We start from the raw sequence: 7,781 nt of genomic DNA, 5'->3' as shown, positions 1-7,781 counted from the left end.
TCAACGTGAACCAAGCCGGCACGGCGGCTCTTTGGAAGGGAGGGCCGCGCATCAGCGGGGTTTATTTCAACAGCCTGTTAGGGAGAGCGAGCCAGAGAATGTCCGGCTGAAGAAACTGTCTGCGGAATTGCCGCTGGAAATCCACGCCACGTGCGAACCATTCCGAAAAGCGAACGAAGGTGCCGGTCTCGTATCGTCAACCGTTGACTCATCCCCCGGCAGCCATTCAAATCTGATCGATGCATTTTCGTGTTCGACTGATCAGTGGAAGGCCATGCGATCAAGAATCTGACGTTGGTTGATGATGCTGCGCATGAGGCAGTCATCATCATGCCAGAGCGAGTGATTTACGGGCACGCGCTGACGCGCATCCTAGATTGTGTGGCGCAGCATCTCGCGCCTGCAGAAGGCATCCGACTCGACAGATGGAAAGAGTTCCATGGACGAGCCATGATGACTTTGGCACACATTCGAGAGGTAAAGCTCAATCTGATCGAGTCAGGCAAAGCAAAATTCGTATATCCAATCACTCAATGGTTTATTCCGAGCCAAATGAGTCAACGAGCATTTGGCTCACCCGACTGCCGCATGCCAAGGTCGCGATCAAGGTTGAGCGGCGGGAACACACAAACGAACGATCAAAGAAATCCTCGGGTGGCCTCGCACCTACAATCTACGCCCGGAATCTAGCAGAAAAGCAGTTACATTATCCCCAGACTCTAAGGCCCGGTGCAATTTAAGACGTGGGGTGACGCCGTTCTAAAGCTAGATACGCCTGCACTAGTTAAATGACGGGGCAAGCTCTGGTGCGGCAAGAAAAACGCAGCATCTGATATAGGTTGATCACGGCACACTCGAACTTCACGCACAGGGCGTCAAACGTCATATGCTAACAAGTAGCGATTTTGCTTGTGCCGGATTTACCGAACCAACGTACCCCAAAATTCCCTCGCTTTGACTTTCAGTAGTAGCCATGCGCAATGCGTCCAAGAACTGCCTCCACCGCGCAGTCGTTACTGCCAAATCGTATTTCGAAAGCGCGATATTAAAGGCTGAGACAGAAGCAGCAGGACCTTGCTCCTTCTCTTCGTTTAGTATGAACCCAGACCTAGCCGCTGCAGATTTAAGCTCCGCCATTGCCGCTTCGGAAACATCTGGATGCGTAGATGAAACCACGATGTCATCTACATAGACGCTAACTCTAACCCCTTCGACGCCAGCCAAGCGCTTAAGGCACGCTCCTAGCGCACTCTTGTGCAGACAAATGCTAGCGAGCAAAGTTGACTGAACGAATCCAAATGGCAACGAAAACTCTCGCTTTCCATCTTTGGACAGCACTATGGTAGAGAAATTTGCGATCTCCCGCGCCTCATCGTAGCTGAACATTCCCTTCAAACATCGAGTAACGCGCGTCCTGCTCACACTTCCGAAGAAATCGCGAATATCCAAATGAACAAAGGAGTTCTGCCCAAGGTGGCTCTTCATCGCGGAGACATGCCCACCTCTTCTGAGATGAAAGAAATACGAAGGTGATTTCCAACGGTCTTCGATGTGTCTTTTTATTTCTCGACCGCGCTCGATGGTATCCGCATTAGGAACATAGACCCATTTTCCGGGTTTTAACTCAAACTTCGAGTCCCATCTTTGACTCATCACCATAGTAATTAATGGTCAAGCCCAAGAGGACAAGAACCTTCGTCAGCCGAACAAGTTCGATGACGAGGGTCAGGACCCCAAGAGCTAGACGCTGACGAAAGGTAAAGTTCTTCATATCAGCTTCTCCACTCAATCCCGGCTTGTCCAGCGCAAAGCGCATGACCATAAAATCAAAACTATATGGCACCATGGATGATATGGATCCCATAATGTCATGTAATCGAAATCACATAGTGACCGAGTAGAGGATAGGCGCAGAAACTGCCTATCGCCGGGAACAGTCAAGATACCAAGATACGATGCGCAATGCAAGAGCATGTCAACCCGAACAGGTTCGACTGCAAAAATGCAATTTCATACGTCGGCGAAGGCGGATGAAGTGATTCGCGTCTGCTTCTGAATAATTTTAATTGGACGCGAAGCCGACAGTGCAAGCACTTATGCTCAGAGTGCCCTACCGGCCATTTCTCGGCGACTCAATTATTTTGCAATGCGCGTGGAATAAGTGAGCAAATCGTCGTCGGTGATGTCGTTTGACGATACCAACTGATAGTGCCGTTCATCCACCACCTTTACCTCGTCGTCCTCGACAAAAAGCTCGAACATCGCGATTCGACCGTTGGACATGAACTGTGCCGACACAGGCCTGCACAATAGGCGAGGGAACTTCTCGTTGCAGCACGCGATATCCTGCTGCGTCTGCACGACCCCATGTTTGTCATTCCCGCCTTTGGCCTGAACTGGAACGACAAACTGGCGCCCATAACGGTCAAGCCCAACATAAATCTCATCAATCTCGATTTGCCCAATACCACTGACAGTGGTCCGCAAGTGATTCTGCAACGAGTAGGCGGTAATCCCCAGGAAGACGTCGACCAGACGGTTATATCGGACCTTTGCAAGAAGTGCCTGTTCATCGCCTTGCGCATATTTTGCGATGATCTCCGGAGTCGAATCCGGCACTTTAATCGTCACCAAATCACTGCGGGGGATGATCCGACTTAGGCGCACCTGCTTAAATAGGTACTTCGAGCGCCCCTTCCCTTGAATGATCCACTCCATCCCTTCCGCAGCCGTTTCACGAATCTGCAATGGCAGGTCGCGCCTGTATCGAAAGCTGTACGTCACGTCTCCGAGATTATCCGGAACCTTGATTCCTAGCGAGTCTGCGGTGGAGCGGATTTCCTCTCGCTCGAACTCAAACTCCGTCTCCCCAACGACATAATGGGCTTCGAAAATTGCGGAAATGATGCTCTCGTACCCGTTGGGGCGCTTTTTAGCCTTTGGTTCAGCACTCTTCGGTGGCATATGTCTCTTCAGCGTTGGTCGATTTTTTGCCGTCTTCCGGCTTTGCTGCTTTCCTAAGCCGTTGCGCGATTACGGTACTCTTCACCCCGAAATGTTTGGCGGCCGCACTCATGTCCATCTCAAGCAACGACGGATTTTGACGAACGATGACTTCTGTCGGCTTAGTCGGGGTCTTACCCATCGCTGCCATCAGCTCTAGTCCAACCGCTCTAGCGAGGTGAGGGGGAACACTATTCCCAATCTGTCGAAATCCGTGCCACTTCGTAACGTGAAATCGGAACCAGTCCGGGTACGAATGAAGACGAGCAGCTTCACGAACGGTGATCACTCTGGGACGCGACGGGTGAATAGGGCGTGGGGACGTGAAAGCGCCACGTGCGCTATCGGTACCTGCTCTCAAGGTGTTGCAAAGCCCCTTTTCATCCAACTTCCTGAAGCGACTGACCGGCTCGGTCTTCCCACCCTCCGTCGCCATAAATCGACTCTTGGAAAGGTCCGTGTGTTCCGTCCGCATGCTGGAGGTCAACACACTTGCATCGAACTTCCGCTGGTACCCGTAGTCTTCCGGGTCTGAGTCCAAGCCGCGCAAGCGCCGAGCATAGGCGGACTTTGTTTTCCACGTCGTAGCCACAAAATCCTGAACTTTTAGCTCGTCGAATTCATCGGCGTCCGGAAGGTCTCCGATTGCCTCACCGACTGTCACCCGCCCCGTTGGCTCTGGGTACTGAGGGGAATTCAGCCCCTTTCGTGTCCCAACCAAAAACAAACGACGACGATCTTGCGGCACCGAGAAATCCGCCGCATTTAGAACCTTATACGGCAAAAGCACGTCGTAACCAGCCTCTCCCAGGGCCTCGATCAATTCGCCTAGAAATTTGCTGTGTGCGCCCAGCGTAAGGCCCTTGACGTTCTCAAACACACAGTATTTCGGCTGAAGCTCCTTCACTAACCTAACGTAGTGAAAAACCAGTTGGTTTCGTGGATCGTCCAGCGCGCGCTTTCCAATCATCGAGAAGCCCTGGCAAGGGGCACCGCCAAAAACAACGTCGATCTCGCGCGCCCCCAGCTTCGCGCGCTCACGAATTTCCGCGCCGGTAAGATCCACCACGCTGCCGCAAATCGTCGTACAGCCCGGAAAGTTATATTCGTGTGTCGCGCTATGTACTGGATCGATTTCGACAGCCGCAGCGATATCGAAGCCCGCCTGCTCAAAGCCAAGCGAAAGGCCTCCCGCGCCCGCAAACAGGTCGATCCCTACCGGGCGGTTATTCTTCTTCAAGGAAGTCATATAATTTCTTCGCCAATTCTTCGAGATTCTTCAACTCACACTGCCAAACTGTCAGACTGCACCAACCCATTTCACGCAAACGCTTTTCGTTTTGACGGTCACGCTCACGATTTCGCTCAATCTTTGCAGCCCAAAATTCGATTCGGCTTTTTGGCAATCGACCGTAACGGCAACCTTCATGACCGTGCCAAAAACAACCGTTTACGAAAATTACCTTGCACCGTCCGCGAAACACAATGTCCGGGCGACCGGGCAGTCTTGCATCATGCAGACGATAGCGAAACCCGAGAGAAAACAACAACTTACGCACAACAAGTTCCGGGGTGGTGTTAGTGCCCCCCACCCTGCTCATGAGCCAGCTTCTGCGTTCAGCCGACAGCCTGTCCATAGGGAAAGCATTTTACCCTCCAACAGACTGCACCGCTCGAGCACCAGTCCGATATTGCTCCCGGTCGGCTCCAAGAGGACTTGCGGTCAATCGTCGAGCTAGCGCAGCACTAGGCTCCTACCGCGTCGGCTCGACCTTCGCGCCACGCCGATTACGCATATACCTCTCAGTCGTGGTAACACTCGTGTGTCCAAGCTGCAGTTGAGCGGCGCGAATGTCTTTTGCATCTTCTGCCTTGTCTGTGCCAGCCTTCGCCCTAAGATCTCGAAACTGATAGTCCTTGCCTCGGGACAAACCAGCCGCAGAGCGAGCCTCAACAAACATCGCTTGTATCGATTTCAGCCCAATACGCCTACCTCGCTCGTTGACGACCAAAAATATACTGCGAGGACTTTGTCCGATTTTCTGCCGACGAATGCGTTCGAGAATTGCCTCGAGACGCCCCGTCACCCGGATTCTCAGCTTTGCCCTCGTCTTGGCTTGCTCAACGAACAAGTGGCCGTCAGAAATGTCTCGTTCACTCATCTTCAATACGTCCGAAGGGCGTTGGCCGGTCAGATATGCCAAGTCCATCGCGTCGCGTAATGGCTGTCGAGCGTGCGTGTGGATGAGACGATACTCGTCGTCTTCGATGTAGACATCGCGCGGACGCTCCTTGTAGCCCTTGATGCCTGCGCAAGGATTCGGTTGATCTGTGTACCCCCACTCTCGTGCCTTGTTCCAGATGTGCGAGAGCAGAGCCTTCTCTCGATTCGCTCTCACTTGACCCTCCGTTCCCTTGGCGTCTTTGCCGTTGGCTCGGAGCGCTTCGACAGTGCTCCTCACTCGCCAATCCAAATACTGACGGACGTTGATAGGCTTGATCTCGTCCAGCGGAGCCGGCGGATCATCAAAGAACGCATAGAGCTTCGCCAGCATTGCCCTATCTCCCTCCCGAGTCTTGTGCGCCTTCGTCGGCAGGACCTCCTTCACATATCTCTCAGCGACATAGCGGAACGTAATCAGCTTTCGATGAAGCGGCTTTGCATCTGCTTCAAACTCGGTCCATTTTCGCACCGCCTGCACGAAATCGGAACCAAGCGGAATTTCGCGGCGCGGTTTGCCGCCAGCGTCGTAGTAGTAGAAAACGCGGCCGCTCCGTTGCATTCGTGCACGCATGCCCTTCGGCAAATTCATATTCACACTCGGCTTAAGCCCCATGTCCGTCCTCCAGTACACGAGGCGCCCATCGAGGCTTGCCAACTACCAGATCGCCACCTCGGCCTTCGATAGCCACTCGCGCCACTATGGGTCGTCCACCTGCGTTCAGAAAGAACGGAATACCCATTCGTCTGAGCGCCTCGGCCTGCTTTGTCTTGATTTGCCTTCCGGTCAGGTATTGCACCTCTTCCCGGGTTAAGAATGTCTCCATGTCGGTTCTCCCGCGTTGTCAATTTCCAGCATGTAGGTAGTCCGTTGCCTTAACCACACACCACCTGCTTGTTCAATCTACAAACGTTGCAAATTCGTTGGTCCTGCCATCGCGCTATCCATTACTCCCGCAAGCACTCCTGCAATACACCTCCCCGCTCGCCGAAGGGCTTTCCCGGCCCTATCTCGTTAAGTGTTACGAATATAAATTTAGGGCGCGCTTCGCGCGCCCCCGCCGTCCTCGACCCTGCGGGCGGCGGCGGTCGCCCGAAGCGTCCTAACCATCACCATCCGCGCCACTCCAAGAGTCAAAAGAAAAAACCGTTTGCCAGTGAATAGCGGTCGCGCAAACGGCAACACTCCGGCCAACGTGACCGGTACTACCCGCTGCTCGGTCGCGCCAGTCGCGCTGAGCCGCGCGTCAACGGCCCCGACGCTGCAGAAGCACTCGAAAGAAATCGCAGCTTCGGCCACGGCAGCGACACTCCCGACGCTGGATGCCCTACCCCGCCACATCTGGCTAGACCACCCAAAGCCCGGGGGAAGCGATTCATCTGCACAGGCTCGGAAAAGCGATGCAAACGTCTTTCCCTGAAACTCTCGGCACGGACTCCACGCAATCGACGAGACAACAACCGATAGAGCACACCGCGCTCCAATACCAAACGCACCAAATCAACGGTGACTGCGCAGTGCAAATGGCAGGCACCTGAATGTGTTCAGAACGTACGTGGACGGTCACGAACGAGCCGCGAACGACGCGCTCGTCATAAAGAGCGCCGGGCAGGCGCGAATTGCGTAGAGGTGCAACGCTACAATGCGAGCAACCAAGCAGTCGTCTCTCGGCCGTCCAAAGGCGAATTCCTGAAAGCATTCGGATGTGTGCGTTCAACGGCAACGGACCGAGCAGCCGATGTCTAAAAATTAGGTCTGCCTAAATTGTAGGTTTCCATGCTTGCAAGGTATTTGGGGATATTCCGATATGCGTGAGCGTATTTGCGAGCTCATTGAGCACGTCACCGACGCAGACCGATGTTGGCGCGATATGGAGGACTTCACGGGCATACCGTCGAAGCGGTGGCAAAACGTCTGCCGTGGTCTGCAACGTCCGACATCCGAAATGTTCGAGGCAATAGGTCAAGTGTGGCCACGGTTCGCGTTCTGGTTAGTGACAGGACGCACCGACGAAGCCAGCGGACACACATCTCCCGCAGCCGAGCAAGCGACTAGGGACACTCCGGAAATTCGGAAAGCTGGATAACTGCGACGATGCAACGCGCAGAGGCAAAGGCGAAGGCCCAAGTGAACGCCATGAATGCCATGAATGCCAACGATGACCGAGCCGTCACAACGAGGCGCGTAACCAAGTCACTCGCACTCTCGACGCTTAACACTCTCGCTCAGATCCCACTTCGGATCGAGTCGCCGCAGCCAACGCCTCCGACAAACGGGACTCGTAACGCCCCTCTATCCACAAGCGCGACTGCGGCGACCACCCAGCCGGTTCAACTCGGCATCAGCGCGGCCGCACCCACGAAACTCAGATCATCGTCCAGTCGTTGAGCCACGTTGAGAACTTCATCGGCAAGGTCACCCATTTGCTCGAAATAGGCGTTCGCAAATTCTTGCGGAATGGATTCAGCGTTTTCTTGATTTTGACCTTACCCCTTGGAGTACACCATTCGTAAGTTAGTGGGCTTGCCGGCTTTCGGTTGATGCAATTGCCGGAAT

The 7,781-nt window shown here is 54.0% G+C and carries 9 protein-coding genes; 1 reads left to right on the top strand and 8 read right to left on the bottom strand.

Features of this window, described 5'->3' with window-relative positions:
* Positions 1–292, top strand: a 292-nt coding sequence (locus PCA20602_RS25860) for a hypothetical protein (RefSeq protein ID WP_217432509.1), incomplete at its 5' end; no start/stop codon positions are given.
* Between the two features lie 590 nt (positions 293–882).
* On the opposite strand, the gene PCA20602_RS25410 is transcribed toward PCA20602_RS25860, so the two are convergent.
* The 8 genes from PCA20602_RS25410 to PCA20602_RS25855 form a co-directional block, all read right to left on the bottom strand.
* On the bottom strand, positions 883–1,659 hold the full coding sequence (locus PCA20602_RS25410; RefSeq protein ID WP_150723562.1) for a reverse transcriptase domain-containing protein: 777 nt from the start codon (positions 1,657–1,659) through the stop codon (positions 883–885).
* Complete coding sequence (locus PCA20602_RS25405) at positions 1,625–1,846, bottom strand: hypothetical protein (RefSeq protein ID WP_150723561.1); 222 nt, start codon at positions 1,844–1,846, stop codon at positions 1,625–1,627. Before PCA20602_RS25405 ends, PCA20602_RS25410 begins: the two co-directional genes overlap by 35 nt.
* Before the next feature lie 290 nt (positions 1,847–2,136).
* The gene (locus tag PCA20602_RS25400) at positions 2,137–2,964 is read right to left on the bottom strand and encodes an endonuclease (protein ID WP_150723560.1); all 828 of its coding nucleotides are present in this window, start codon (positions 2,962–2,964) and stop codon (positions 2,137–2,139) included.
* Complete coding sequence (locus PCA20602_RS25395; protein ID WP_150723559.1) at positions 2,945–4,252, bottom strand: DNA cytosine methyltransferase; 1,308 nt, start codon at positions 4,250–4,252, stop codon at positions 2,945–2,947. The genes PCA20602_RS25400 and PCA20602_RS25395 overlap by 20 nt, the downstream gene beginning before the upstream one ends.
* A complete protein-coding gene (locus PCA20602_RS25390; protein WP_150723558.1) occupies positions 4,230–4,640 on the bottom strand; it encodes a very short patch repair endonuclease in 411 nt (136 codons plus the stop codon). Before PCA20602_RS25390 ends, PCA20602_RS25395 begins: the two co-directional genes overlap by 23 nt.
* A 117-nt stretch (positions 4,641–4,757) precedes the next feature.
* Complete coding sequence (locus PCA20602_RS25385) at positions 4,758–5,816, bottom strand: tyrosine-type recombinase/integrase (RefSeq protein WP_246182341.1); 1,059 nt, start codon at positions 5,814–5,816, stop codon at positions 4,758–4,760.
* Positions 5,817–5,829: 13 nt separating this feature from the next.
* Positions 5,830–6,051, bottom strand: coding sequence for a DUF4224 domain-containing protein (locus PCA20602_RS25380; protein WP_150723556.1), 222 nt, complete (start codon positions 6,049–6,051; stop codon positions 5,830–5,832).
* 1,539 nt (positions 6,052–7,590) lie between these two features.
* Positions 7,591–7,781: hypothetical protein (locus PCA20602_RS25855; RefSeq protein ID WP_217432507.1), on the bottom strand; the 191-nt coding region annotated here is incomplete at its 5' end.

The organism is Pandoraea capi (assembly GCF_902459735.1).
Classification (GTDB): Bacteria; Pseudomonadota; Gammaproteobacteria; order Burkholderiales; family Burkholderiaceae; genus Pandoraea; species Pandoraea capi.
This window is presented reverse-complemented; position numbering and strand designations above follow the sequence as displayed.